Origin of the sequence: Nocardia sp. CA-120079 (assembly GCF_050955745.1) — a bacterium.
In the GTDB taxonomy this organism is placed as follows: Bacteria; Actinomycetota; Actinomycetes; order Mycobacteriales; family Mycobacteriaceae; genus Nocardia.
Map to the genome: position 1 here is coordinate 1037684 of NZ_CP192088.1, position 26240 is coordinate 1063923.

The window sequence follows — 26240 nt, forward strand, 5'->3', positions numbered from 1 at the left end:
TGGTACTTTGACACCACCTTGCGTATGGGTGTACGGTTGGACGTTGCGCTGGCTGCCTCCTGTCCATACCTCGATTTGCACACGTAAGTTCCACCTTCCGGTGTTACTTCCGTTGTTGCCTGTTCGGGTTTCGTTCGGGTTGTATCCAGCGGAATTCGTAGCAGACAAGCGACGGTCGCGGACCACCACGCGACGCGCGTGAGGTGCTGGAAGGACGCATCTTGGCAGTCTCCACCCAGACCAAGGCAGTTGCCGGAATCCCCGGAGCCCCGTTGCGGGTGTCTTTCGCGAAGATCCGTGAACCCTTGGAGGTGCCCGGACTTCTCGATCTACAGACCGACTCATTTGCATGGTTGATCGGCTCGCCCTCGTGGCGGGAGAAAGCCGCGGCTCGCGGCGACGGCGGACTAACGGGCGGTCTGGAGGAGGTGCTCGAGGAGCTCTCGCCGATCGAGGACTTCTCCGGGTCGATGTCCCTTTCTTTCTCTGATCCTCGTTTCGAGGAGGTCAAGGCCTCCATCGACGAGTGCAAAGACAAGGACATGACCTACGCGGCGCCGTTGTTCGTGACCGCCGAGTTCATCAACAACAACACCGGTGAGATCAAGAGCCAGACGGTCTTCATGGGTGATTTCCCGATGATGACCGGTAAGGGCACGTTCATCATCAACGGCACCGAGCGCGTCGTCGTCTCGCAGCTGGTGCGTTCGCCGGGTGTGTACTTCGATCACAGCGTCGACAAGGGCACCGAGAAGGATCTGCACAGTGTGCGGGTCATTCCGTCGCGTGGCGCTTGGCTGGAGTTCGATGTCGACAAGCGCGACACCGTCGGTGTGCGCATCGACCGCAAGCGTCGTCAGCCGGTCACCGTGCTGCTGAAGGCGCTGGGTTGGACCACCGAGGAGATCGTCGAGCGCTTCGGCTTCTCCGAGATCATGATGTCGACCCTGGAGAAGGACAACACCGCCGGTCAGGACGAGGCGCTGCTGGACATCTACCGCAAGCTGCGTCCGGGCGAGCCGCCGACCAAGGAGTCCGCGCAGACCCTGCTGGAGAACCTGTTCTTCAAGGAGAAGCGCTACGACCTGGCGCGCGTCGGTCGCTACAAGATCAACAAAAAGCTCGGCATCCACCTCGGCGAGCCGATTACCGCATCGGTGCTCACCAAGGAAGACATCGTCACCACGATCGAGTACCTGGTGCGGCTGCACTCCGGTGATCGGGCGATGACCGCGCCGGGCGGCGAAGAGGTGCCGGTCGAGGTCGACGACATCGACCACTTCGGCAACCGCCGCCTGCGCACCGTCGGCGAGCTGATCCAGAACCAGATCCGGGTCGGCCTCTCCCGTATGGAGCGCGTGGTCCGCGAGCGGATGACCACCCAGGACGTCGAGGCCATCACGCCGCAGACCCTGATCAACATCCGTCCCGTCGTGGCCGCGATCAAGGAGTTCTTCGGAACTTCGCAGCTGTCGCAGTTCATGGACCAGAACAACCCGCTGTCGGGTCTGACCCACAAGCGTCGCCTCTCGGCGCTCGGCCCGGGTGGTCTGTCCCGTGAGCGCGCCGGTCTGGAAGTCCGCGACGTGCACACCTCGCACTACGGCCGCATGTGCCCGATCGAGACCCCGGAAGGCCCGAACATCGGCCTGATCGGTTCGCTGTCGGTGTACGCGCGGGTGAACCCGTTCGGCTTCATCGAGACGCCGTACCGCAAGGTGGTCGACGGCAAGGTCACCGATGAGGTCAAGTACCTCACCGCCGACGAAGAGGACCGCCACGTCCGTGCGCAGGCCAACTCGCCGGTCGACGCCGACGGCCGCTTCCTCGAGGAGCGCGTGCTCTGCCGCCGGGGCAACGACGAGAACGAACTCGTCCCCGCCTCCGAGGTCGACTACATGGATGTTTCGCCGCGCCAGATGGTTTCGGTCGCGACCGCGATGATTCCGTTCCTCGAGCACGACGACGCCAACCGTGCCCTCATGGGTGCGAACATGCAGCGCCAGGCCGTGCCGCTGATCCGTTCCGAATCCCCGATCGTGGGTACCGGTATGGAGCTGCGCGCCGCGGTCGACGCCGGTGACGTCGTGGTGAACGAGAAGTCCGGTGTGGTGGAAGAGGTTTCGGCCGATTACGTCACTGTGATGGCCGACGACGGCACCCGCAAGAGCTACCGGATGCGCAAGTTCGCCCGCTCGAACCAGGGCACCTGCGCGAACCAGCGGCCGATCGTGGACGAGGGTCAGCGGGTCGAGTCCGGTCAGGTGCTCGCCGATGGTCCCTGCACCGAGAACGGTGAGATGGCCCTCGGCAAGAACCTGCTGGTGGCGATCATGCCGTGGGAGGGCCACAACTACGAGGACGCGATCATCCTGTCGCAGCGCCTCGTGGAAGAGGACGTGCTCACCTCGATCCACATCGAAGAGCACGAAATCGATGCCCGCGACACCAAGCTCGGCGCCGAGGAGATCACCCGGGATATCCCGAACGTCTCCGACGAGGTTCTCGCGGACCTGGACGAGCGCGGCATCGTGCGCATCGGCGCCGAAGTTCGCGACGGCGACATCCTGGTCGGCAAGGTCACCCCGAAGGGTGAGACCGAGCTGACCCCGGAGGAGCGGCTGCTGCGCGCGATCTTCGGTGAGAAGGCGCGCGAAGTGCGCGACACCTCGCTGAAGGTGCCGCACGGTGAGTCCGGCAAGGTCATCGGCATCCGCGTGTTCTCGCGCGAGGACGACGACGATCTGCCTCCCGGCGTCAACGAGCTGGTCCGGGTGTACGTGGCGCAGAAGCGCAAGATCCAGGACGGCGACAAGCTGGCCGGCCGCCACGGCAACAAGGGTGTCATCGGCAAGATCCTCCCCACCGAGGACATGCCGTTCATGCCCGATGGCACCCCGGTGGACATCATCCTGAACACCCACGGTGTGCCGCGTCGTATGAACATCGGCCAGATCTTGGAGACCCACCTCGGGTGGATCGGCAAGGCGGGCTGGGATGTCGGCGCCGGTGCGGACGGTAATTCCCGTCCGGACTGGGCCAGGGCACTGCCGGAGGAGATGCTGGCGGCTCCGGCCGAGTCCAACATCGCGACACCGGTGTTCGACGGCGCTCGTGAAGAGGAGCTGACCGGTCTGCTCGCCTCGACCCTGCCGAACCGCGACGGTGAGCGCATGGTCGACGACAACGGCAAGGCGACGCTGTTCGACGGACGTTCCGGTGAGCCCTTCCCGTACCCGGTGGCCGTCGGCTACATGTACATCCTGAAGCTGCACCACCTGGTCGACGACAAGATCCACGCCCGTTCGACCGGTCCGTACTCGATGATCACCCAGCAGCCGCTCGGTGGTAAGGCGCAGTTCGGTGGTCAGCGCTTCGGTGAGATGGAGTGCTGGGCCATGCAGGCCTACGGCGCCGCTTACACGCTGCAGGAGCTGCTCACCATCAAGTCCGACGACGTGGTCGGTCGCGTGAAGGTGTACGAGGCGATCGTCAAGGGCGAGAACATTCCGGAGCCGGGCATTCCGGAGTCGTTCAAGGTGCTCCTGAAGGAACTCCAGTCGCTGTGCCTCAATGTCGAGGTGCTGTCTTCGGACGGCGCGGCGATCGAGATGCGCGACGGCGATGATGAGGATCTGGAGCGCGCGGCCGCGAACCTGGGCATCAACCTGTCCAGGAACGAAGCCGCGACCGTCGACGATCTGGCGAACTAGGCGGTAGGGCCGGATGGCGTGCACGCCGACGACATCCGGCCTCCGCGCTCGACCAACTAGTGAACTTTTTGCTCGAATTCGACCCGAATAGGGGAAAGGAAGTTACGTGCTAGACGTCAACTTCTTCGATGAACTCCGGATCGGTCTGGCCACCGCCGAAGACATCCGCCAGTGGTCCTACGGCGAGGTGAAGAAGCCGGAGACCATCAACTACCGCACGCTCAAGCCGGAGAAGGACGGCCTGTTCTGCGAGAAGATCTTCGGTCCGACCCGGGACTGGGAGTGCTACTGCGGTAAGTACAAGCGCGTCCGCTTCAAGGGCATCATCTGTGAGCGCTGTGGCGTCGAGGTGACTCGTGCCAAGGTGCGCCGTGAGCGGATGGGGCACATCGAGCTGGCCGCTCCGGTTACCCACATCTGGTACTTCAAGGGCGTGCCTTCGCGCCTCGGGTACCTGCTCGACCTGGCGCCGAAGGATCTGGAAAAGATCATCTACTTCGCCGCCTACGTCATCGTCGGCGTCGACGAGGAGCTGCGTCACAACGAGCTCTCCACGCTCGAGGCCGAAATGGAGGTCGAGAAGAAGGCGGTCGCCGATCAGCGCGACGCCGATCTCGAGGCCCGCGCCCAGAAGCTCGAGGCCGATCTGGCCGAGCTCGAGGCCGAGGGTGCCAAGTCCGATGTCCGCCGCAAGGTCAAGGACGGCGGCGAGCGCGAGATGCGTCAGCTGCGCGACCGCGCCCAGCGCGAGCTGGACCGGCTCGACGAGATCTGGAGCACCTTCACCAAGCTGTCGGTCAAGCAGCTCATCGTCGATGAGGTGCTCTACCGCGAGCTGATCGACCGCTACGGCGAGTACTTCACCGGCGCCATGGGTGCGGAGTCCATCCAGAAGCTGATGGAGAACTTCGACATCGACGCCGAGGCCGAATCGCTGCGCGAGACCATCCGCAGCGGTAAGGGCCAGAAGAAGCTGCGCGCGCTCAAGCGGCTCAAGGTCGTCGCGGCCTTCCAGGCCAACGGCAACTCGCCCATGGGCATGGTGCTCGACGCCGTTCCGGTGATCCCGCCGGAGCTGCGCCCGATGGTTCAGCTCGACGGTGGCCGCTTCGCCACCTCCGACCTGAACGACCTGTACCGCCGCGTGATCAACCGCAACAACCGCCTCAAGCGACTGATCGATCTGGGCGCGCCCGAGATCATCGTCAACAATGAGAAGCGGATGCTGCAGGAGTCCGTGGACGCACTCTTCGACAACGGTCGTCGCGGCCGCCCGGTCACCGGACCGGGTAACCGCCCGCTGAAGTCGCTGAGCGATCTGCTCAAGGGTAAGCAGGGTCGTTTCCGTCAGAACCTGCTCGGTAAGCGCGTCGACTACTCGGGCCGTTCGGTCATCGTCGTCGGTCCGCAGCTGAAGCTGCACCAGTGCGGTCTGCCCAAGCTGATGGCGCTGGAGCTGTTCAAGCCGTTCGTGATGAAGCGTCTGGTTGATCTGAACCACGCGCAGAACATCAAGTCCGCCAAGCGGATGGTCGAGCGGCAGCGTCCCCAGGTGTGGGATGTCCTCGAAGAGGTCATCGCCGAGCACCCGGTGCTGCTGAACCGTGCGCCCACCCTGCACCGCCTCGGCATCCAGGCCTTCGAGCCGCAGCTGGTGGAGGGCAAGGCCATCCAGCTGCACCCGCTGGTCTGTGAGGCGTTCAACGCCGACTTCGACGGTGACCAGATGGCCGTGCACCTGCCGCTGTCCGCGGAGGCGCAGGCCGAGGCCCGCATCTTGATGCTGTCCTCGAACAACATCCTGTCGCCTGCCTCGGGTCGTCCGCTGGCCATGCCGCGTCTGGACATGGTGACCGGACTGTACTACCTGACCCGCCTGGAAGAGGGCGCGAAGGGCGAGTACCAGGCGGCCACCAAGGACGCACCGGAGCAGGGCGTGTACTCCTCGCCCGCCGAGGCGCAGATGGCGGTGGACCGCGCTGAGCTCACCGTGCGCTCGCTGATCAAGGTGCGTCTCACCGACCAGCGCCCGCCGAAGGCAATCGAGGCGGAGCTGTTCCCGGACGGCTGGAACCGCGGCGACGCGTGGATCGCCGAGACCACCCTCGGTCGCGTGCTGTTCAACGAGCTGCTCCCGGCGGACTACGCGTTCATCAACGAGCAGATGCCGAAGAAGCGTCAGGCCACGATCATCAACGATCTGGCCGAGCGCTACCCGATGATCGTGGTCGCGCAGACCGTCGACAAGCTGAAGGACGCGGGCTTCTACTGGGCCACCCGTTCCGGCGTGACGGTCTCGATGTCGGACGTGCTCGTTCCGCCGGAGAAGACCGAGATCATGGAGCGCTACGAGGCGCAGTCCGATCAGATCGAGAAGAAGTACCAGCGTGGTGCGCTCGATCACCAGGAGCGCAACAACGCCCTGGTCAAGATCTGGCAGGAAGCGACCGAAGAGGTCGGTAAGGCGCTGCGTTCGCACTACCCGGCCGACAACCCGATCATCACGATCGTGGACTCGGGCGCGACCGGTAACTTCACCCAGACTCGTACCCTCGCCGGTATGAAGGGCCTGGTTACCAACCCGAAGGGTGAGTTCATCCCGCGGCCGATCAAGTCTTCCTTCCGTGAGGGCCTGACGGTGCTGGAGTACTTCATCAACACCCACGGTGCTCGTAAGGGTCTGGCCGACACCGCGCTTCGTACCGCCGACTCGGGTTACCTGACCCGTCGTCTGGTGGACGTCTCGCAGGACGTCATCGTGCGCGAGCACGACTGTGCCACCGAGCGCGGCATCGTCGTGCCGATCGCGGAGAAGCAGCTGGACGGCTCGCTGATCCGGGATGCGCATGTCGAGACCAGCGCGTACGCGCGTACGCTCGCGTCGGACGCAGTGGACGCCAAGGGCAATGTCGTCGTTGCGAAGGGCGCCGACCTCGGCGACCCGGCCATCGAGGCGCTGCTCGACGCGGGTATCACCGATGTGAAGGTCCGCTCCGTGCTGACCTGCACCACCGGCACCGGCGTCTGCGCGACCTGCTACGGCCGCTCCATGGCGACCGGCAAGCTGGTCGACATCGGTGAGGCCGTCGGTATCGTCGCCGCGCAGTCCATCGGTGAGCCCGGTACCCAGCTGACCATGCGTACCTTCCACCAGGGTGGTGTCGCGGGTGACGACATCACCGGCGGTCTGCCCCGTGTGCAGGAGCTTTTCGAGGCTCGTGTGCCCAAGGGCAAGGCGCCGATCGCGGAGGTCTCGGGTCGGGTGCGGCTCGAGGACGACGATCGCTTCTACAAGATCACCATCATCCCGGATGACGGTGGCGAAGAGGTTGTCTACGACAAGCTCTCGAAGCGTCAGCGTCTGCGTGTGTTCAAGCACGACGACGGCACCGAGCGTCTGCTCTCCGACGGTGACCACGTCGAGGTCGGCCAGCAGTTGCTGGAAGGCGCCGCGGATCCGCACGAGGTGCTGCGTGTGATGGGCCCCCGTCAGGTGCAGATCCACCTGGTCCACGAGGTCCAGGAGGTCTACCGCTCGCAGGGTGTGTCGATCCACGACAAGCATATCGAGGTCATTGTGCGCCAGATGCTGCGTCGCGTGACGATCATCGATTCGGGTGCCACGGAGTTCCTGCCCGGTTCGCTCACCGAGCGTTCCGAGTTCGAGGCCTCCAACCGTCGCGTCGTCGCCGAGGGCAATGAGCCCGCGGCGGGTCGCCCGGTGCTGATGGGTATCACGAAGGCGTCGCTGGCGACCGATTCGTGGCTGTCGGCGGCATCGTTCCAGGAGACCACCCGAGTCCTGACCGATGCGGCCATCAACTGCCGCTCGGACAAGCTCATCGGCCTCAAGGAAAACGTGATCATCGGCAAGCTGATCCCGGCCGGTACCGGTATCAACCGCTACCGCAACATCCAGGTCCAGCCGACCGAAGAGGCTCGTGCCGCGGCGTACGCGGTGCCGTCCTACGACGACACCTACTACAGCCCGGACAGCTTCGGCACCACCACCGGTGCCGCGGTCCCGCTCGACGATTACGGTTTCAGCGACTACCGCTGACTCCGGTAGCGCCGTAACAGCATTCGGCCCCCGCTCCCTTCCAGGAGCGGGGGCCGTTCGCATTGTGCGTGCGTTCAGGTGTGACCAGCGTCGTCGGAAGGTGGCTGAGCGAGTATCAGCAGCCGAGGGTGTATCACCGATGACGTACTCGCGGACAGGTTTTGCCTGCGATGTGGCACTTTTCCTCGAACCCCGCCGGTAGCCAGTTACCTGAGCGCAAGAGCGGATGGCTCGGGAACTGCGTGTGTGCCGCCAGTGCGAAAATCAGTACAGCCCATGGGCTTTGGATTTGGAGGAGATGTGGATTGCCGTTTCGGTCCGGATAACGGCAGATCAGTCGATCGGGGCCGGGCATATCCACCATTTCCAGACCCGACCAATGCACCGAGAACGAATGATCGGCGTTGTAGCAGTACATGCGCCGGTCCGAAACCATTACCGAGCCGGGACGTTCGGCCACCCAGCGCGGGCGCAGTCCGGCCTCGGCTTGGCGGCGTCGCGAGCGGTTCGCCATGGCATTGCCGAGATGGGCCGCCGCCACGAAGGACAGCGTGCCGACTGCGGTCACGCTATTGCGATTCCAGGTTCCGTCGCCGACCGCCCGCCACTGAAACCAGACGGCAGGGCCCTCGGCCAGGCATATTTCGTCGGATTCGGTTCGGACCATGGTGGCTCGGGTCGGCAGTTCGGCAAGCCGGTCGTGCAGTAGGAAGTCGATGACACCGCAGGTGTACAGCAGGTGGTCGTCGGCCGTGGACCAACCCACCTGCTGCGCGATGATCCGATCGATATCGGAGGTCGGGTCGTACATCGGCCCTACCGCCCGATCGGCCGCAGACACATCGGCTTTTCCTCTGCTTTCCGCGCCAACGCCGTCATGCAATATCCAATCGCGATAGACATGCCACCGTTGTCAATTGTGCCCAAGCCGAGCCGATCGCGCGATCATCGGCCATGGTTGCAAGGTTGTGTTCGTAGGCTGGTACCGCCCGAAATGCCGGGCCCGGCCGCCGACTTCGAGACGGGATCCCCACCCATGACATATGGACAACAGCCCGGCTATGGCTACCCGCCGGCCCAGCCGCAGTTCGAACCACCGGCACATCTGGGCTTCGCGGTCGTCGCCACGATTATCGGCACGCTGACCTGCCTGGTGGGGACGGCGGTCGGGCTGGTTGCGATCGTCTTCGGTACCCAGGTGCATTCGAAGTGGATCGCGGGCGACGTCGCGGGCGCGGTCGACGCGTCGAAGAAGGCGCGAGGCTGGGCGATCGGGGCCATGGTGGCGAATGTGCTGTGCGTGGTACTCGGACTCGGCTACCTGGTGGTCACGCTCACCCGATCTGCTTCCTGACGCGGTGGACAACCGCTGTCCCGCCGGAGTATGAAATTAGAACACGTTTCAGTTCGGTGGGAGATGCGATGGATGACGCGGCCATGGGCGATCTGGTGATGGCCGGATTTCAGAAGCTGGGATTTATCCAGTTCGCCGGTATCGAAGGAGTGGAGTTCAGCGCCGGCCGCAATGTCGTGACGATCGCGCCGAAGCCCGAACATCTCAACCACAACGGCGATCTGCATGCCGCGGTGCTGTTCGGCCTGGCCGAGACGGCGGCGATGGGCGCGTCGATCTCGGGCATCGTCGATCTCATGGGTGAGACGTTCATCGTCGCCCGCGACGGCCGGATCGAATATCTGGCGCGGGCCAGGGGCGAGGCGGGTCCGTTCCGCGCGACTTCCGAGTTGACCGCCGACATCCTCGAGAAGGTCCGCGCCGATATTGCGGCGCGGGTCGATGTCGAGCTGGAGGTCCCGGTGGATATAACCGATAGCACCGGAAAGTCCGTTGCCGCATCGGCATTCACGGCGGTCATTCGGCCACGCCGGAAGTGATCGATCGACCCGCTCGGGAGGGCGGCCTGAGCGCGCCCTCCCGTAAGCCACGTCAGCGCTCGCTGTCCAGCAGCGCCATCTGCGCTGCCGCATAACGCTCGCCCGCGATCTGATCCGCGGGCACCGCGGCCTCGATGGTCGCCAGTTCGTCGGCGCTGAGCTGGATATCTACGGCCCCAAGGGATTCCGACCAGCGCTGGCGAGTGCGCGCGCCGAGGATCGGCACGATATCCGTGCCCCGGGTCAGTACCCAGGCAATGGCCAGTTGTGCGACGGAAACATCCTTCTCCGCAGCGATATTCGCGAGAGCATCGACCAATTTCAGGTTCTGGTCGAGATTTTCACCCTGGAAGCGCGGGCTGTGGGCGCGGAAGTCGGTCGGTGCGAAGGTCGCACCCGGGCGGACCGAATCGCTGAGCAGACCGCGCGACAGCACACCGTAGGCCGTGATGCCGATGCCGAGTTCCCTTACCGCGGGCAGGATTTCGGCTTCGAGCCCACGGGAGATCAGCGAATATTCGATCTGCAGATCGGCGATGGGGTGCACGGCGGCGGCCCGGCGAATGGTGTCGACGCCGACCTCGGACAGGCCGATGTGCCGGATATAGCCCGCCTCGACGAGTTCGGCCATGGCGCCGATGGTCTCCTCGATCGGAACATTCGGGTCCAAGCGTGCGGGACGGTAGATGTCGATGTAATCCACGCCGAGGCGCTGCAGGCTGTAGGTGAGGAAGTTGCGCAACGCGACCGGTCGATTGTCGCTGCCGCCCCAGGTGCCGCCCGGCCCGCGCAGTGCACCGAACTTCACGCTGAGCACCACGTCCTCGCGGGTACGCTCGGCAATGGCCTTGCCGATCAGCATCTCGTTGTGACCGGCGCCGTAGAAATCGCCGGTATCGATGAGGTTGGCACCGGAGTCCAGCGCGGCGTGGATGGTGGCAATCGATTCGGCGTCGTCGGTGGTGCCGTACATGCCGGACATGCCCATGGCGCCGAGTCCGATGCGGCCGACCGTCGGGCCGGTGTCGCCGAGCTCGGTGGTGATCTTCGATGTCGTCATGGGATAAGCCTGACCCCTGCTGAAGGGTTGCGGGAGAGATCGCTTATCGGGGGAGCGGCGATCCCTGGCTGGGCGGAGGGTATTGCGGGACAGTGGTGACATGGACCGATCCGAACTGGCCGATTTCCTGCGTAGGCGTCGCGAACAGTTGACGCCCGCGGACGTCGGGCTGCCACCGGGAGTGCGTCGCCGCACGCCCGGCCTGCGCCGGGACGAGGTGGCGATGCTGGCGGGGATGTCCACCGACTACTACACGCGCCTCGAACAATCCCGGGGCCCGCGGCCCTCCACCCAGGTGCTGGCCGCGTTGGCGCGGGCGCTGCGCTTCAGCAATGACGAGCGCGACCATCTCTATCACCTGTGCGATCACGCGCCGCCCGGGCGCGAGGTGGCCGATAGGCATGTCGCTCCGGGGATCATGCACGTGCTGGCCAAACTGGACGACACCGCGGCCACCGTCATCACCGACCTCGGCGAGGTCCTGGTGCAGAACCGGATGCACACCCTGCTGGTCGGCGACCACACGAATCGGCGTGGCTGGGACCGGTTCTACGCCTGGCGCTGGTTCACCGACCCACAGGGGCGATCGCTGTTCCCAGAGGACGACTGGGATCGGTTGGGCCGCAACCACGTCGCGGATCTGCGCGCCACCGCCGCGCGCCGATCCGGCGACGCCGACGTCACCGAATTCGTGAGCCGATTGCGTACCGCCAGTACCGAATTCGAGCAGCTGTGGCACGAACACGAAGTGGCGGTGCGGACTTCGGATATCAAGCGGATCCTGCACCCCGAGGTGGGCGCGATCGATACGGTCTGCGAAACCCTGCTGACCCCGAACGCGGCACAGCGGCTACTGGTCTATATGCCGCGTCCGGGCACCGATGCCGCGGAGAAGCTGGATCTATTGCGCGTCATCGGGACCCAGCGCCTGCTGCCGCACGACGATATCGGCTCGCTCAGGGATTGAGATCGAAGTAATCCATCGCCGCCTGAACGGCCGGTTCACCACCACCGGCGGACAGACCGGCGAACGCACCGATGGCCCCGCCGACCACGGTCATGACCGGGACGGTGACGAAGTCGAAGACGAAGAGACCGAGCGGGAAACCGAGGACGAATCCGATGGCCGCACCGATCGCGGCACCGGTCAGCACCTGCGGCATGGACTTCTCGACCTGATCGAAGAAGCGCTGCTCGGTGCTCACCTCCCGCACCGGATCGTCGGTCGTGCTGATCGGGGTGAGTGAGAGCCGGGAGCCCGCCGCATCGATGGCAGGCACCAGATCGATCCGATGTCCGGCGATCTTCACCGCGGTCGGCAGCGCGGCGACCACCTGTCCGTTGGCATCGGTCAGCGAGATGACCTTGTTGTCGCGGACCAGATCCCAGCGTCCCTCGGAAATCGTCGTCACCACGGCGTGGCGGTTCTCGGTCGCCGCGACGTGGTAGCCGATGTGCTGGAAGAAACCCTGCAGATCGAGTGGTACGTCGGCGGTCGAATTCGGTGCGGGCGGTGCGGGTTCCGCGTGTACGATGCCGGTGCCGATCGTGGTGGCCGCGAGTGCAAGCAGTGCCGTCGCGGTGATTCTGGAGATCCTCATCCTGCTCTTTCATCCGACCACCGGCGCGGAATGTCCGGTTTGTTCCGGACGAAGATACCGTTTCGTGATCGGATGTTGAAGGGTTTTCGTCCCGAATTCCAACCCATCAGAGAAAGTCCCGATTGTTTTGTGGTGCTTCGGATTCAGCTCCTGGCCGAACCCATGCGACGTCTACGGGGCTTCAGATGCAGACCGGGCAGGGGCGGAGCAGGAATGCGCTGTTCCGGTGTGTGGCCCGCGATATCGGCGAAACGCTCGACAACGTGTTTCTCCCAATCGTTTCGGGCTTCGACGATGTCCTCATGGCTGCGGCCGACGAAGTTCCACCACATCACCAATTCCTCGCCGAACGGCTCGCCGCCGATGAGCGCGAAATGCGCGCCCTCGGCGCTGCTGAGCCGCAACTCCTCGCGTCCGGTGCCCAGGTAGAGCAGGGGGCCGGCGGCGATTTCGGTGCCATCGGCTGTGACACTGCCCTCGATCACCATCAGTGCGTGCTCGAAATCGGGATCCAGGGCAATGGCGGTGTCGGTGCCCGGTTCGATTCGCACATCCGCCCCGACGATCGGCGTGTACGCCTTGGCGGGCGAGGTGAGTCCGGCGAACGTGCCGATCAGCACGATCGCTCGCACCCCGGGTGCCTGGTAGACCGGCAGTTCGCGATGCTGTTCGAAATGCGGATCGATCCCGAGGCTGTTGCCGGGCAACGCGATCCACAGTTGCAGCCCGTGCCCGGCGTGTGCCCCCGCGACGCCGTACTCGGAATGCGCGATGCCGCGACCGGAGGTCATCAGATTCAGCTGTCCCGGCTCGATCTCCACATCGGAGCCGATCGAATCGCGGTGGCGGATGCGTCCGTCGAACGGCCAGGTCACCGTCTGCAATCCGATATGCGGATGCGGATCGATATCCGGTGACGCACCCGTCTTGGTAACCGTGGGCGAGCCGAAATGATCGAGGAAGCACCAGGCGCCGACGGTCGGCAGATCACGTTGCGGCAGTACGCGTTCCACATAAACGCCGCGCACCCCGCCGAGCGGGACCTCACGCGCCGGATAGAGCTCCGCGACCGGACCGGGACCCGGTGTGGCCTCGCACACCGCTTCCTCTGGATGCGGATCCAAATCGCTCATGCCTGCGCCTCGCTAGCGCTCGGCTCCGGCATGACCGACTTTATTGTTGATGTTCGCTCGCTGCGCTCGCTCATCGGGTGATGCCCTTGCCGACCACATGCTCGTCGTATTGCGGATGCTTCTCCAGGTAGGCCTTGATGAACGGGCACAGCGGCCGGATCACCCGGCCGCGGGCGATCGCATCCTCGATCGCATTCTTGGCCAGGACGGTGCCGAGGCCCTTACCGGAAAACGCGCCATCGATCTCGGTATGGATGAACACCGTCTCGTCGTCGCGCTCCTCGTAGTCGGCGAATCCGGCGAGTTCGCCGCCGTAGAACACCTCGTAGCGCTTCTTCTCGTCGTTGCGGGCGACCTTGCTCTCGGGCGTCGATTCGGTCATGGTCGACTTCTCCTTCGTCGGGCGGACCGGGTGCTTGCTCAGGATCGACACGCGGTTGAACGCGCCGATCGTGGTGGCGACCCACAGGATCGCCGAGACCTGCTCATCGGATAAATGCTCGCGTGCCAGAGCGTACTCACGGTCCAGCGTGTCCTCGTCCGGCAGCGTGGTGGTGAGTTCGGCGAGTGCCAGCGCGGCCCGCTCCAGCGGCGTGTACAGCTCGGTCCGCTGCCACGCGGACAGCACGGCGAGTTCGCGCTCGGTGGCACCGGCCGCGACGGCGGCGCGATGGTGTACGTCCAGGCAGTAGGCGCAGCCGTTGATCTGCGAGACGCGCACGTTGATCAGTTCGATGAGCCTGCGGTCGAGTCCGGCCGCGGCACCGGCCGCGCGGACCGCACTTGCCACGGTGTTCAGCGCTCGGAACGCCTCGGGTGTCTGTTTATCGATGAACACGCGTCTACCGGAGGACTCCATGGTCCGGATAGTAGAGCAGCACGGTGCCCGGACTGCGGTCCGGTTCACCGTGCTGCATTGGGGATCAGGCGACCTCGTGGAACCGGCGGAGTTGGAACGGCTCGATCAGGATCTCGTTCAATACGACCGCCGCCTCCTGCAGATGCGGGGTTTCGAAATGCGTCGCGAGCGCCGCTTCGTCGACCCACTCCTCGAGCAGCACCACCCGGCTCGGATCGCTCGGGTGCAGATACAGCTCGTAGGCGATGCAGCCCGCCTCGGCGAGCGTCGGCGCGACCAAATCCTCGAGCGTCTCGCGCAGTTCGGTCTCGTGACCGGGCTTGGCGGTGAACCGGACATTGAGCGTCAGTGTGGACACCGATGCCTCCTGATCTGCTGTGTGGTCCGTCATTCCCGGCCGACGGAGGTGAAAGACATATCCGCGTACCGGTCGCCGGCCACCTTGTCGGCGATCGGGTCCAGCGTGGCCAATTCGTCGGCGGTGAGCGAAATGGTCGCGGCGGCGACGTTATCGGCGAGCCGGGTGCGGCTGCGAGTGCCCGGAATCGGGACCACGGTCAGTCCGTGCACACCCGCCTGGGCATGCACCCACGCCAATGCCACTTGCGCGAGCGAGATTCCGCGCTCGTCCGCGATGGCGCGCAGCGGGGCGAGCAGTTCGGCATTGTGCGCCGCGTTGTCGCCCGAGAAGCGCGGCTGCCGGTGCCGGAAGTCCGCACCATCGGCCAATTCGCCTGCCGCGGCGAAGGATCCGGTGAGGAATCCGCGACCGAGCGGCGAGTACGGCACGAATGTCACGCCGAGTTCGGCGGCGGCGGGTACCGCGCTGCGCTCGACATCTCTGGAGAACAGCGACCATTCGGACTGCACGGCCGCGATCGGATGCACCGCATGGGCCGCGCGCAGTTCCTTACCGGTCACCTCGGACAGGCCGAGCGTCCGAACCTTGCCCTGTGCGACGAGTTCGGCCATCGCGCCGACCGATTCTTCGATCGGGACCGCGGGATCGCGGCGGTGCATGTAGTACAGGTCGATGGTGTCGATGCCGAGGCGGCGCAGGCTGGCATCGACCGCATTGCGGATGTATTCGGGCGAGTTGTCGATACCGCGGTAGGTGGGATCGTCGGCCTTGCGGACGATGCCGAACTTGGTGGCGAGGACCACCTCGTCGCGGTTGGTGCGCACGAAGTCGCTGAGGAATTCCTCGTTGTGACCCGAGCCGTACATATCGGCCGTATCGAACAGGGTCACGCCGAGTTCCAGTGCGCGATCGAGGGTTGCCCGTGATTCGGTGAGATCCGACGGACCGTAGGCATCGCTGATTCCCATACAGCCCAGGCCTTGTGCACCCACCTGGATGCCGCTGGCGCCCAATGCCGCAATCGGAAGTGAGGTCATATTTTGATCCCTTCGCATGGTTGCGTGAGTGCGGCCGGTTTGACGGCGGCGGTCTTGCCCTCGTACAGGTCGATCTTGTAGTCGAGTACGGCCAACGTCTGACGGAGTTCGTCGATCTTGGCGAGCACCTCCGAGCGGGTATTGCGGAACATCTGCAGCCGCTCGGGCACAGTGGATTCCCCCTCCCGCACCAATTCGGCGTAGCGGACCATGTCCGCCACCGACATCCCGGTGGTGCGCAACCTGCCGATCAACGCCAACCACTCCAGATCGCGATTGCTGAAGCGCCGCTTCCCGGCGTGATCGCGCCCGATGTAGTTCATCAGTCCGATCCGCTCGTACCAGCGCAGCGTGTCGCGACTCAGTCCCGACCGATCGGCGGCCTCGCCGATCGAATACTGCGGCTTCTCCCGATCCGCATCGACGACTTGCTGATCACCGACAACCTGACCTACGGCTCCACCCACTGCACTCGCCCTTCTCGATGAACTCAACCGACGTTAGCCACCTGGAGCGCACTCCAAGCAAGCCCCATTCTGCCGAATCACGGAATTGCTTGCCGCTGGCTGTGTGCGTTGCGTGGGACACTGGAGCCGACCAGGGTGGGGCGAGCTGAGGAGCGAGGGTGACGGCACTTCCTGAGCCATGGCGGCTGCTGACTATCGCCGAGTACGAGGCACTCGGTGAGGATGATCAGACGCGTTGGGAACTGCAGGAGGGGATTCTGATGATGTCGCCGTCGCCGAAGCCACGTCACATGAGGCTGGGGGCCCGACTTTTCAGCCAGGTGGACGAACAGTTGCCGGACGAACTTGTCGCCGTCCCGGACGTCGATGTTGATTTACAACTGGTCCCTGCGGAGGGACCGGCCACAGTCCGTCGGCCTGATCTGGTCATTGTCGACAGTTCGGAGTACCAGCGGGTCGAGGCTGAGGGGGGAGTGTTGCGCGCGTCGGCTGTTCACGTTGTGGTCGAGATCGTCTCTCCTGGTTCTCGGCGCACGGACTATGTCACCAAGCGCAGCGAGTACGCAGAGGCCGGAATCTCGCACTACTGGATCCTCGATCTGACCACGCCATTGAGTCTGGTCGCCTTCGTGCTCACCGATGAACTCGGATATGCCGACAACGGTGAGGTGACGGGCGAGTTCACGACCAACTCGCCGTGCGCGCTGACGATTCGGCTCGATCAGCTGGGATAGTGACCGGACGCTGTCATCGCCGCGCATCCGATGCGCGACGATGACCAACGTGCCGCCGCGGACTCAGTCGCGCTTGGGCAGCTCCTGCACGGCCCATTTGTTGCCATCGGGGTCGGTGAAGAAGGTGAACAGGCCCCAGCCCATATCCACCACCGGCGACGCGTCCACACCGGCCGTGACCAGCTGCTGGTACGCGTCCTCGGCGCTCGCGACGACCATCTGCATGCCTTGGACGCTGCCGGGTGCGGCGTCGGTGATGCCCTCACCGATGCAGATGGAACAGCCGGAGCCGGGTGGGGTCAGTTGGACGAAGCGCAGGGTTTCGTCGACGCGGTGGTCGTGGTCGGCGTTGAAGCCGATCTTGGTGTAGAAGTCCTTGGCGCGGTCCACGTCGGTCACCGGAATCGCGACCAGTTCGATTTTCCAATCCATCCGCTGATTATTTCGAGTGACCTGCAAGCAGTCACTAGCGGAGGCATCCCGTCAGCTCGACGGCGAGAACGGGTTTTCGCACCTACCCTGGTGACATGCCAGGTAAGGACATCGACCGGATCAGGGCCCGCTCGGCCTGGGCCACGGTCAAGGAAAGCCCCGTGATCACCGCCATCGCGGTGGCGCCGTTCGTGCTGGCGCTCGGCGTCGTGTGGTGGCTGCTCGGCGGATTCGCCGCGTTCGTGCTGCTCGTCGTCCTCGGCGTCGTCGTGGTCGTCGGCGGCAAATTATTGCACTGACGTCCGCGATCAGCGCGGAATGTGGAAGCGCACCAGATCGCCGGTGCCCTCGTCCACCTGCGCCCACGGCCGGTCGAATTCGAGCACCGCCAGCGCCGACGTGGGGAATTTTCGGCTGAGCTCGATCGCCGGATCGGAGTCGCGATTGCTCGCCAACTCCCAAGCCGTCCACGGCATTCCGGGCGCATGTCCGATGACCAGCAGGGTCGTGACATCGTCATCGCTGAGCTGGACCAATTCGATGAGCGTGCGCGGCGACGCCTCGTAGATGCCCGCCTCGTAGACCACCGGCGCGGTAACTCCGGTCGCGGCCAGCGTTTCCCGCGTGCGGGTGGCGGTCGAGCACCGTACCGCATCGATCGGCGGCTGGGTCTCGCGTAACCACTGACCGGCAAGTCCGGCCTCGCGCTGACCACGCGGAGCGAGCGGGCGTTCGTGATCGGAGATACCGTCGGGATAGGACGACTTACCGTGCCGCATGAGGATCAGAGTCCGCACCATGGAGATACCGTAAGCCCTCCGGAGGAGAGGCCTCGAACACACTCGAGGCAAACTGAAAGCGGCATCACAATCACGGCGCCTCATGGGGCACCCCCGCCGGCACCGTGACGATGACGCTCCCGACCACTCCCGACCCCCTTGGGTGGCTATAGCCCAGGTACATTTTCGAGGATCTGCACAATATGGCCTACGTAATCACGCAGCGTTGTTGCAACGACGCCAGCTGCGTCACTGAGTGCCCGGTCGATTGCATCCGTCCTACCCCGGACCAGCCGGAATTCGCGACGACCGAGATGCTCTACATCGACCCCGACACCTGTATCGACTGCGGTGCCTGCGTCGACGCGTGCCCGGTGGAGGCCATCTTCTCCGAGGATGATCTGACCGCGTCGCTGGCCAGGTTCCGTGACATCAACGCCGCCTACTTCCAGCGGCATCCACTCGAATCGAACTTCGACCCGATCGTCACGCCCGCGCGTCCGCCCAAGGAACTCGGCACGCTGCGCGTCGCGATCGTCGGCGCGGGCCCCGCGGCCTGTTACGCGGCCGACGAGCTACTGCGCCGCTGCGATGTCGAGGTCGAGATGTTCGATCGGCTGCCCACACCGTGGGGTCTGGTGCGCGCGGGCGTCGCCCCCGACCACCCGGGCACCAAGACGGTCTCCGGGCTGTTCGAGTCGGCCTTCCGGCGCGAGGCGCTGCAGTACTACCTCAATGTGGAGGTCGGCTCGCACATCACCCATGCGGAACTGCTGGCCCACCACCACGCGGTCATCTACGCCGTCGGCGCGTCCTCCGACCGCCGTTTGGGCGTGCCGGGCGAGGATCTGCCGGGCAGCCATTCCGCGACCGAATTCGTCGCCTGGTACAACGGCCATCCGGACTACGCGGATCGCAAGTTCGACCTGTCCGGTGAGCGCGCGGTGATCGTCGGCAACGGCAATGTCGCCCTCGATGTCGCCCGCGTGCTGACGGTGGACCCGGACGAACTCGCCAAGACCGATATCGCCGACCATGCCCTGGATGCGCTGCGCGGCAGCAATATCCGCGAGGTCGTCGTGCTCGGTCGGCGCGGTCCGCTGCAGGCGGCATACACCTCGCCGGAGTTCCTGGCGCTGACGCATCTGAAGGGCGTCGATGTCATCGTCGAGGAGGCCGACCTGACGCTCGACCCGGGCAGTCAGGCGCTGTTGGACGATCCCGAGGTCGAGCCGTCGCTGGAGCTGAAGTACACCCTCGCCAAGGAATACGCGGCGGGGCGGCGCGATCCGGCCAATAAGCGGATCGTCTTCCGCTACCTGGTCTCGCCGACGGCACTGCACGGTGCCGATCACGTCGAGTCGGTGGAGTTCGCGCACAACGAATTGGTCAGCGAGAACGGCCAATTGGTAGCGCGCACGACCGATCGCAGCGAAACCCTGGACGCCGGACTGGTTTTGCGTTCCATCGGCTACAAGGGCGAAGCGATCAAGGATCTGCCGTTCGACGAGCGCCGCGCGGTCGTTCCCAACGAGCACGGCCGCGTCATCGGCGAGGACGGTGTTCCGGTGCCCGGTGTGTACGTGAGCGGCTGGATCAAGCGTGGTCCGCGCGGTGTCATCGGCTCCAACCGCATCGACTCCGAGGAGACCGTCGAGCACCTGCTCGCCGACTTCACCGCGGGCAAACTCGGTGTGCCACAGGCCGATCGGGCCGCGCTGAAGGCGCTGATCGGACAGCGTCAGGCCGATCTGGTCGACCGTGAGGGCTGGAAGGCGATCGATACGGCGGAGAAATCCGCGGGTAAGGCGTCGGGCCGACCGCGGGTCAAGCTCACTACCCGTGAGGATCTGCTCGAGGCCGCGCGCGGCTGAACAGCGACCGGCTCCGTTCCCAGTGAACGGAGCCGGTTTTCTTTACAGCGGCATGATGCGCACGACGGTGGTGGTGGTTCCGCCGACTACGAACCACAACCGCAGCACCGGCCGTCCGGAGCGGTCGCCCGGTTCGTAGCGGCTGCGCACGGTGACATGCTGACGAGCCAGCACCGGCGCGACATACTCGATCACCGCGCGATGCGGCCCCGCGACCAGCTTCGGGTATTCGACCAGGAACTGTTCCACCGCCTGCCAGTAACAGGCATTGTTGACGTGGTTGTACTGGTCGATATCGGTGGCCCGCACCGGGAACGGCATATCGGTATCCGATTCCGGCGGGGTGGCTTCGGTGAGATAGGGCCGCCAGCGCAGGCGGTGCTCATTGGTGGTCTGCGCCAGGTAGGACAGGCCCTCGTCGCTGATCCTGGCGGGCATATTGTTGGACTCGCTGATGTTGATCCAGAAGCCCTCGGTCTCGATCAATCCGCCGTTCGCGCTGGTGATGCGCACCCGCATATTCGTCCACCGGGTGGACATGCTCGAACACCACCGCAGCAGCCGCACCTGGTCGGGCCACAGGATCGGCCGGATGACGTCGATGACCGTGCGACGCACGATCCAGCTCGGGTCGGTCGTATGCAGATTCGTCTGTTGCAGTTGTTCCCAGGCGATGTCCTGCAGATAACGTGCGACGGCGTCGAACCGCAAGCGGTTGTACGGATCGACATCGCCAGCCCGGATGGGCCACGCCGAAGCAAACCCCATGCCCTCCTGGGGAAGCGGGGCGAGTGGCTGATCGAGTGACACTGGTGCTCCTCGCGCTGCACGGTGTGCCGCGTTCTCTTACGCTGCTGTTCTGAGACGACTTTACGGGGCGTACGTCACACACTCGCGTCGAGCCGCCTCTACTCACAGTTGTCGGTCCCGCGGGGCAGTATGGGGCCATGCCCGACTCAGACCTCCCCGTCAAACTCGGCAAACCGGCCGAACGTGCCCTGGCCGCCGCCGGAATCCATCGCCTGGCCGACCTGACCGCATGGACCGAACGTGATCTCGCCGCACTGCACGGCGTCGGTCCCACCGCCATCGCCAAACTCCGCGCCGCCCTCGCCGAACGCGACCAGAGCTTCGCCTGATCCCTGCGCCCGGCACGCACCCGCACCCGCGCCGGTACTATCCCCAGCAAGCACTGAGGGGGGAGGGGACGAGTGCAACCATTGGGGCCACACGATCCGCGATCAGCGGGACGACACCGCCTTATTGCACTGATCGGCCAGGGCGCAATGGGGCGAGTGCTGCTCGGCCGGTCGCCGGACGGACGGTTGGTCGCGGTGAAGATGATTCACCGCCATCTGGCGCAGAATCCGGAGTTCCGTGCCCGCTTCCGCCTCGAGGTCCTGGCATCACAGCGCGTCACCGGCGCATATACAGCCGCGGTCATGGATGCCGATCCCGACGCCGCCGAGCCATGGCTGGCCTCGGTGTTCGTCCCGGGCCCATCGCTACGCGCCGCTGTCGACCAATTCGGCCCGATGCCATTGGGCGGACTCCGTTTGCTCACAGCGGGTCTGGCCTCAGCACTCATGGAGATCCACCGCGCGGGCATGGTGCACCGCGACCTCAAACCGACCAATGTGCTGCTCGCCGAGGACGGTCCGCGGGTCATCGACTTCGGTATCGCCCGGGCACTGGAAGGCGACATTCAGCTCACCAGCACCGGATCGCTGATCGGGTCCCCCGCCTTCATGTCGCCTGAGCAGGCCGAAGGGCGTCAGCTCACCGCTGCCAGCGACGTGTTCTCCGTGGGTGCCATGCTGTTGCTCGCCGCGACCGGACAGAGTCCGTTTCTCGGGTCATCGACGCCGCAGACGCTGTACAACGTGGTGCACAACCGGGCCGACACGAGCCGGGTGCCGACGAAACTGCGTCCGGTGCTGGATGCGTGCCTCGATAAGCGCCCTTCCTATCGCCCTACGCCCGCTCAGCTGCTCGAATCGGTCGACGCTGTGACCGCTCAGGCCAGCTGGCCGGGCGGGGTGCGGCGGCAGCTCGCGCAGGCGCGAGCCGACGCCGAACGGTGGGTGATACTGGACGGGCGGACTCCCGATCCCGAGAAGCGGCCTCCGGCTCGATGGGCGATCATCGCGGCCGCAGTGATCCTGCTGGTGGCGGGTGGGACCACAGCGGTGTTGCTCACGCGCACCGAAACCGCGCCGGATCCGCTGACGAACAAGACTCTCGATTTATCCGATGATCAACTGCGGCTGGTGGATTCGTGCAAACTGCTCGGCACCGATGTAGTCGGTACGCTCGGTCAACCGATCAAACCCAAGCTGACGAATTCCTCGGTTTGTAGTACGCAATTCGCGACGGCTGACGGCAAGAAGCCCGAGATGACGGTTAACGTCGGGACCGTACTCGCGGGATCGCGCAACGAAACCGGGCACTCGGTCGCAGGCAAATCGGTCCTCGATACAACAACCGAAACGCAGTCGTGCGCCCGCGGGATCGCGCTGCGCGCCAAACCATTCGTCGGTGTCGAGCTGAAAATTAGCCTGGCTGACGGGGATGTCTGTGGGTTGGCGGCGCAGGCGCTGAAAGCCGTTGCCACGCGATTGGTGATCGATCCGCCGCGCGTCAGTCCGCCGAAGCAATCAGTTGTGCCGCTGGATCCCTGCACGTCGGTCGATCCAACGGTCATCGAATCAACGATGGGGTCGACAGGCGAGACTTCGCTGGAAAATGTACACACCTGTACCTGGAAGGGCTCCCAATTCGGTCTGATAACTGTCCGGACGGATGAAGAGATACGGGTCGACAGCATTTCGAGGTACGCCAATCTTGTGGTGGACGGGGGCAAGCTGGGCGGTCTCTCCTCGACGCGCATCACCACGAGCAGCGGCGTCTGCACAACGGTTCACTTGGTCCGCCCGACCATCGAAGATCGAGGGGAACTGATCACCGTGATGGTCGTACCCGCGGATCGGACGGCCATCGAGTCAGCCTGCGCCGCAACGGAATCGATACTCCGTGGGGTTGTCGACAGATTGAGGAAGTCCTGATGGTGACGCGGCTTCAGCCCGGTGAGCCCACCCGCATCGGCAGATACCGACTACTGGGTCAGCTCGGTGCTGGTGGCATGGGACGAGTGCTACTCGGCGTCGGACCCGATGGCCGCCTGGTCGCGATCAAACAGGTGCACGCGCACCTGATCAGCGAAGAGGACTTCCTGCCGCGGTTCCGACGCGAGGTGCAAACCTCCGCGCGCGTATCGGGCGCTTTCACCGCGGCCGTGATCGACTTCGATGTAGAATCCGAAACACCTTGGCTTGCTTCGGCTTTTGTGCCAGGTGTGCCCTTGGACAAGGCGGTGCACGACCACGGGCCGTTGCTATCCGAGCAAGTACGGACCTTGGCGGTCGGCCTCGCCTCCGCTTTGCATTCGATTCACGGTGTCGGGTTGATCCATCGAGATCTCAAGCCGGCCAACGTTATCCTTGCCGACGATGGTCCGCGGGTAATCGACTTCGGTATCGCTCGCGCCGTCGAAGGTCGCTCCGAACTGACCCACACCGGCTCGATCATCGGCTCACCCGCCTTCATGTCGCCCGAACAGGCACAATCCGAGCCGCTGTCGCCCGCCAGCGACATCTTCTCGCTCGGTGCCGTACTCGCCATGGCGGCGGGCGGCAAAAGTCCCTTCGCCGGATCTTCCCTGCCGCACACGCTCTACAACATCGTGCACACCCAGCCTGACCTCGGCGGCCTTCCGCCGGAGGTGCGCCACCTCGTCGAGCCGTGTCTGCGCAAGGATCCGAAAACCCGTCCCACTACCACCGAGATCCTCGACTTCCTGGGACCTCTTCCGCACCAGGCCCACTCATGGTCCGTTGCGGTCCACGAGGCGATCCGCGCACAGGGTGCGGAACTGTCCGTGCTGCTTACCGATCCGGAAGCGACGCAGATCGTCGGCGTCGACGACACCACCACCCCCGGGGCCGGTCCGAGCTTCGATGAGAAACTCCGGCAGCTCGAGGCACGGGCACAGGACCAATCGAATCGACGCAAACGCAAGCGGTTCTTGATCGGTGCGCTCACGGGAGTGGTGGTTGTGCTCGGCGCGGCCGTGGCCGGCACGGTCGCGCTCAGCGGCGGCGCGATGAACCCCGACAGACCGAACCCGCTCGCCGGGTTCAACATGACCAAGCTGCGGTCGATCGACGTGTGCGCGGCCATGAACGATCCGTTGGTCGAGTCCTTGGGGGAGTGGGAGCGGAAACCGGCCTTCGGCGAGTGGGGATCCTGCAATGCGACGGTGGGTGGGTTTTCGTTCACCGTGGCCGTTGAGCGGATCGATGGATTTCGAGACAGCGGCAGGAAAGTCAGCGGAGTTCCGGTGCTCGAAAACCCTGCGGCCGCGGTCGATCAGTGTGATCGGGCGCTGTTGCCCGCTGCCGCCGACCCGCAGTTCGGAATCGTCGTTCGGGTGGCGGCCGCGCACCAGGCATCGGCCGACGAACTTTGCCGAATCTCGGACGAAGCCGCGGCGCAGTTGGCTCGTAATCTCATTGTCGAAGTGCCGCAGCTGCAGAACTTTCGTGGTTCGCTGGCACGCCACGACCCCTGTGCGGTGGTCGACACCATCACGTTGAAACTATCGATCGGCGAACTCGTTCATGGGACCCCGGACTTGCTGCATACCTGTAAGTGGATGTCCGCTAACACTGTCACGGTGTACCTCTGGACGCACACTCCGCCCAACGAGCAAAGGCCGATTCATTTCGACTTCGGTGGCGGGAATGTGGTCGATGTCGACGAGGCCGAGATGAAGTCGACCTCATGCACTCGGCACGGGATATACCGCCCTGTCACCGATGGGCGTCCCGTCGAGGTGGTGACGGTCTCGGTCGAGGGTTCCTCGGTCGGTGAACACCCTGAGATGCGGTGCCTCGGCGCGCAGCAGATCATGCAGAACATTCTGGACAATCTGCCCAAGGCGAGCCGATGATGCGCGGCCGGATGTTTTCATTGGTGCGCACGGTCGTCGTGCTTGCCGCCGTTGTCGTCGTATCCGGATGCGGTGCGACCGTGCATGGCACGAGTGTCGCCGCCGAAATCGATGTGCGCACACTCGATGTCGGCACATCGCCGACGTCGCCCCCCAAATTATCGTCGCGTCTGAGCGACCTCGGATACCGGCGCCTCGAGGCCGCCCGGATGTCGGATGCGGTGCTGAGCCCGCATGAGGTGGACGGTAAGTACACCGGTGGTGCCGCGGCGCTCGCACACACCGAGGCGAAGTCGGTGACCTTCTACTTGGCCGATGCCGTCGTACCGGTACTGCAGAAATACGACTTCGTCGTGGGGTTCTCGACTGGATCCGCCGACGACTCCCGCCCGCTGACCAAAGCCACGCATGGTAGTCACGAGCGGGAGGGCCTGGTGATAACGGTGCTACGGTTTCCGGATGCGACGGCCGCTCAGGCCGCGGCCAAGGAACTCGATACCGTGGATTTCGGGCTCGATCCCGAGAATGTCACGGTCACGCTGCCCAAATATCCGACATCCAGCGCGCACTGGCGACCGTCGGTTCCTACGCTCGGCAGTACGACCGCACACGGGGTCTACGTGGTGAGTGTTCTTGCCGACGCCCGGACAACGGATCTCACTCGGTTGACCGAGATGACGCAGAAATACCTCGACGCCGAACTTCCGGAACTGGACAAATTCGTACCGACTCCGATCGGCAAATTCAATACCCTCCGGCAGGATCCGGACAGGATCCTCATTCGTGCCTTGCATGCTGGTGGAGTCGTTCCGGAACCCGATGGTCAAGGCGAGGTCGTCTACACCGCGCGTGGTTATCTGAACTACATCCTCGATCAGGGCGGACGATTCCCGGTGTTGCAGCGCGCCGGTGTGGATCGGGTCGCGATGACGCCGAGCGTCCTGGTATTCCGAACCCGAGACGACGCGGCCGCAACCGAATTCGTCGCTGAATCAGTGGAATTGGGTGCGGCGGTTGATCGCCGGGCAGTCGATCCACCTGAGGACGTTCCGAATACGTCCTGTGTTCAGGACTATTCGGCGCAAACCTCCGACGCGCAGTTCCGATGTTTTGTCGCCTACCGGCGCTACGCCGCATTGCTCCTGGGCCGTCGATTGTGGGAGACCCAGCAGAGGGCAGCGGCACAGTACGCCTTGTTCGCCAACAGTCGATGACGCTTTGTTCAC

The 26240-nt window shown here is 64.7% G+C and carries 23 protein-coding genes and 1 pseudogene; 12 read left to right on the top strand and 12 right to left on the bottom strand.

Features of this window, described 5'->3' with window-relative positions; translation table 11 throughout:
- Positions 1–203: 203 nt before the first annotated feature.
- Both ACQPYR_RS05020 and ACQPYR_RS05025 read left to right on the top strand, forming a co-directional pair.
- Complete coding sequence (locus ACQPYR_RS05020) at positions 204–3713, top strand: DNA-directed RNA polymerase subunit beta (protein WP_433628149.1); 3510 nt, start codon at positions 204–206, stop codon at positions 3711–3713.
- A gap of 106 nt (positions 3714–3819) precedes the next feature.
- Positions 3820–7773, top strand: a complete 3954-nt coding sequence (locus ACQPYR_RS05025) for a DNA-directed RNA polymerase subunit beta' (RefSeq protein ID WP_433628152.1) — start codon at positions 3820–3822, stop codon at positions 7771–7773.
- Between the two features lie 133 nt (positions 7774–7906).
- Here ACQPYR_RS05025 and ACQPYR_RS05030 read toward each other — a convergent pair whose 3' ends face one another.
- A complete protein-coding gene (locus ACQPYR_RS05030) occupies positions 7907–8614 on the bottom strand; it encodes a hypothetical protein (RefSeq protein ID WP_433628153.1) in 708 nt (235 codons plus the stop codon).
- Between the two features lie 195 nt (positions 8615–8809).
- On the opposite strand from ACQPYR_RS05030, the gene ACQPYR_RS05035 reads away from it, so the two are divergent.
- Both ACQPYR_RS05035 and ACQPYR_RS05040 read left to right on the top strand, forming a co-directional pair.
- The gene (locus tag ACQPYR_RS05035) at positions 8810–9127 is read left to right on the top strand and encodes a CD225/dispanin family protein (RefSeq protein WP_433628155.1); all 318 of its coding nucleotides are present in this window, start codon (positions 8810–8812) and stop codon (positions 9125–9127) included.
- A gap of 68 nt (positions 9128–9195) precedes the next feature.
- Positions 9196–9666 carry a PaaI family thioesterase gene (locus ACQPYR_RS05040; RefSeq protein ID WP_433628157.1) on the top strand — a complete coding sequence of 157 codons (471 nt, stop codon included), beginning with the start codon at positions 9196–9198 and terminating at the stop codon, positions 9664–9666.
- Between the two features lie 52 nt (positions 9667–9718).
- Here ACQPYR_RS05040 and ACQPYR_RS05045 read toward each other — a convergent pair whose 3' ends face one another.
- Positions 9719–10726, bottom strand: a complete 1008-nt coding sequence (locus ACQPYR_RS05045; RefSeq protein ID WP_433628160.1) for an aldo/keto reductase — start codon at positions 10724–10726, stop codon at positions 9719–9721.
- Between the two features lie 100 nt (positions 10727–10826).
- Here ACQPYR_RS05045 and ACQPYR_RS05050 point away from each other — a divergent pair, with 100 nt between their 5' ends.
- The gene (locus tag ACQPYR_RS05050) at positions 10827–11693 is read left to right on the top strand and encodes a helix-turn-helix transcriptional regulator (RefSeq protein WP_433628163.1); all 867 of its coding nucleotides are present in this window, start codon (positions 10827–10829) and stop codon (positions 11691–11693) included.
- On the opposite strand, the gene ACQPYR_RS05055 is transcribed toward ACQPYR_RS05050, so the two are convergent.
- From ACQPYR_RS05055 to ACQPYR_RS05085, 7 genes and pseudogenes are all read right to left on the bottom strand, one after another.
- Entirely contained in the window at positions 11683–12327 is a 645-nt protein-coding gene (locus tag ACQPYR_RS05055; protein ID WP_433628165.1) for a hypothetical protein, read from the bottom strand. The genes ACQPYR_RS05050 and ACQPYR_RS05055 overlap by 11 nt on opposite strands.
- A 143-nt stretch (positions 12328–12470) precedes the next feature.
- The gene (locus ACQPYR_RS05060; protein ID WP_433628167.1) at positions 12471–13460 is read right to left on the bottom strand and encodes a pirin family protein; all 990 of its coding nucleotides are present in this window, start codon (positions 13458–13460) and stop codon (positions 12471–12473) included.
- 70 nt (positions 13461–13530) lie between these two features.
- Positions 13531–13842, bottom strand: coding sequence for a GNAT family N-acetyltransferase (locus ACQPYR_RS05065; protein ID WP_433635015.1), 312 nt, complete (start codon positions 13840–13842; stop codon positions 13531–13533).
- A gap of 18 nt (positions 13843–13860) precedes the next feature.
- Positions 13861–14319: pseudogene (locus ACQPYR_RS05070) on the bottom strand (carboxymuconolactone decarboxylase family protein); the annotation flags it as partial.
- A 64-nt stretch (positions 14320–14383) separates the two neighbouring features.
- Positions 14384–14677, bottom strand: a complete 294-nt coding sequence (locus ACQPYR_RS05075) for a putative quinol monooxygenase (protein WP_433628169.1) — start codon at positions 14675–14677, stop codon at positions 14384–14386.
- Positions 14678–14706: 29 nt separating this feature from the next.
- Complete coding sequence (locus ACQPYR_RS05080) at positions 14707–15717, bottom strand: aldo/keto reductase (RefSeq protein WP_433628172.1); 1011 nt, start codon at positions 15715–15717, stop codon at positions 14707–14709.
- Positions 15714–16184 (bottom strand): MerR family transcriptional regulator, encoded by a 471-nt coding sequence (locus ACQPYR_RS05085; protein WP_433628174.1) that lies wholly within the window; start codon positions 16182–16184, stop codon positions 15714–15716. Before ACQPYR_RS05085 ends, ACQPYR_RS05080 begins: the two co-directional genes overlap by 4 nt.
- Before the next feature lie 158 nt (positions 16185–16342).
- Between ACQPYR_RS05085 and ACQPYR_RS05090 the strand changes: the two genes are divergently transcribed.
- Positions 16343–16918, top strand: a complete 576-nt coding sequence (locus ACQPYR_RS05090) for a Uma2 family endonuclease (RefSeq protein ID WP_433628176.1) — start codon at positions 16343–16345, stop codon at positions 16916–16918.
- Between the two features lie 63 nt (positions 16919–16981).
- On the opposite strand, the gene ACQPYR_RS05095 is transcribed toward ACQPYR_RS05090, so the two are convergent.
- Positions 16982–17350: a glyoxalase superfamily protein gene (locus tag ACQPYR_RS05095; protein WP_433628179.1), complete on the bottom strand. Its 369-nt coding sequence runs from the start codon at positions 17348–17350 to the stop codon at positions 16982–16984.
- Between the two features lie 95 nt (positions 17351–17445).
- Between ACQPYR_RS05095 and ACQPYR_RS05100 the strand changes: the two genes are divergently transcribed.
- Positions 17446–17649: a hypothetical protein gene (locus tag ACQPYR_RS05100; protein WP_062983850.1), complete on the top strand. Its 204-nt coding sequence runs from the start codon at positions 17446–17448 to the stop codon at positions 17647–17649.
- A 9-nt stretch (positions 17650–17658) separates the two neighbouring features.
- Here the strand turns inward: ACQPYR_RS05100 and ACQPYR_RS05105 are convergent, their stop codons facing one another.
- A complete protein-coding gene (locus ACQPYR_RS05105) occupies positions 17659–18150 on the bottom strand; it encodes a SixA phosphatase family protein (RefSeq protein WP_063047403.1) in 492 nt (163 codons plus the stop codon).
- 182 nt (positions 18151–18332) lie between these two features.
- On the opposite strand from ACQPYR_RS05105, the gene ACQPYR_RS05110 reads away from it, so the two are divergent.
- Positions 18333–20003 (top strand): FAD-dependent oxidoreductase, encoded by a 1671-nt coding sequence (locus ACQPYR_RS05110; protein WP_433628181.1) that lies wholly within the window; start codon positions 18333–18335, stop codon positions 20001–20003.
- A gap of 42 nt (positions 20004–20045) precedes the next feature.
- On the opposite strand, the gene ACQPYR_RS05115 is transcribed toward ACQPYR_RS05110, so the two are convergent.
- Positions 20046–20813, bottom strand: coding sequence for an acyl-[acyl-carrier-protein] thioesterase (locus ACQPYR_RS05115; RefSeq protein ID WP_433601208.1), 768 nt, complete (start codon positions 20811–20813; stop codon positions 20046–20048).
- A 137-nt stretch (positions 20814–20950) separates the two neighbouring features.
- Here ACQPYR_RS05115 and ACQPYR_RS05120 point away from each other — a divergent pair, with 137 nt between their 5' ends.
- From ACQPYR_RS05120 to ACQPYR_RS05135, 4 genes are all read left to right on the top strand, one after another.
- Positions 20951–21142: a DNA-binding protein gene (locus ACQPYR_RS05120; protein ID WP_433628184.1), complete on the top strand. Its 192-nt coding sequence runs from the start codon at positions 20951–20953 to the stop codon at positions 21140–21142.
- Positions 21143–21214: 72 nt separating this feature from the next.
- Positions 21215–23068 (top strand): serine/threonine-protein kinase, encoded by a 1854-nt coding sequence (locus ACQPYR_RS05125; protein WP_433628187.1) that lies wholly within the window; start codon positions 21215–21217, stop codon positions 23066–23068.
- Entirely contained in the window at positions 23068–25014 is a 1947-nt protein-coding gene (locus tag ACQPYR_RS05130; RefSeq protein ID WP_433628190.1) for a serine/threonine-protein kinase, read from the top strand. Before ACQPYR_RS05125 ends, ACQPYR_RS05130 begins: the two co-directional genes overlap by 1 nt.
- Entirely contained in the window at positions 25011–26228 is a 1218-nt protein-coding gene (locus ACQPYR_RS05135) for a DUF7373 family lipoprotein (protein WP_433628193.1), read from the top strand. The genes ACQPYR_RS05130 and ACQPYR_RS05135 overlap by 4 nt, the downstream gene beginning before the upstream one ends.
- Positions 26229–26240: the final 12 nt, after the last annotated feature.

Coding starts and splice junctions, on each gene's coding strand:
- ACQPYR_RS05035 (WP_433628155.1), top strand. CDS start 8,810: ATGACATATGGACAACAGCCCGGCTATGGCTACCCGCCGGCCCAGCCG.
- ACQPYR_RS05040 (WP_433628157.1), top strand. CDS start 9,196: ATGGATGACGCGGCCATGGGCGATCTGGTGATGGCCGGATTTCAGAAG.
- ACQPYR_RS05045 (WP_433628160.1), bottom strand. CDS start 10,726: ATGACGACATCGAAGATCACCACCGAGCTCGGCGACACCGGCCCGACG.
- ACQPYR_RS05050 (WP_433628163.1), top strand. CDS start 10,827: ATGGACCGATCCGAACTGGCCGATTTCCTGCGTAGGCGTCGCGAACAG.
- ACQPYR_RS05055 (WP_433628165.1), bottom strand. CDS start 12,327: ATGAGGATCTCCAGAATCACCGCGACGGCACTGCTTGCACTCGCGGCC.
- ACQPYR_RS05060 (WP_433628167.1), bottom strand. CDS start 13,460: ATGAGCGATTTGGATCCGCATCCAGAGGAAGCGGTGTGCGAGGCCACA.
- ACQPYR_RS05065 (WP_433635015.1), bottom strand. CDS start 13,842: ATGACCGAATCGACGCCCGAGAGCAAGGTCGCCCGCAACGACGAGAAG.
- ACQPYR_RS05080 (WP_433628172.1), bottom strand. CDS start 15,717: ATGACCTCACTTCCGATTGCGGCATTGGGCGCCAGCGGCATCCAGGTG.
- ACQPYR_RS05095 (WP_433628179.1), bottom strand. CDS start 17,350: ATGGATTGGAAAATCGAACTGGTCGCGATTCCGGTGACCGACGTGGAC.
- ACQPYR_RS05100 (WP_062983850.1), top strand. CDS start 17,446: ATGCCAGGTAAGGACATCGACCGGATCAGGGCCCGCTCGGCCTGGGCC.
- ACQPYR_RS05105 (WP_063047403.1), bottom strand. CDS start 18,150: ATGGTGCGGACTCTGATCCTCATGCGGCACGGTAAGTCGTCCTATCCC.
- ACQPYR_RS05110 (WP_433628181.1), top strand. CDS start 18,333: ATGGCCTACGTAATCACGCAGCGTTGTTGCAACGACGCCAGCTGCGTC.
- ACQPYR_RS05120 (WP_433628184.1), top strand. CDS start 20,951: ATGCCCGACTCAGACCTCCCCGTCAAACTCGGCAAACCGGCCGAACGT.
- ACQPYR_RS05130 (WP_433628190.1), top strand. CDS start 23,068: ATGGTGACGCGGCTTCAGCCCGGTGAGCCCACCCGCATCGGCAGATAC.
- ACQPYR_RS05135 (WP_433628193.1), top strand. CDS start 25,011: ATGATGCGCGGCCGGATGTTTTCATTGGTGCGCACGGTCGTCGTGCTT.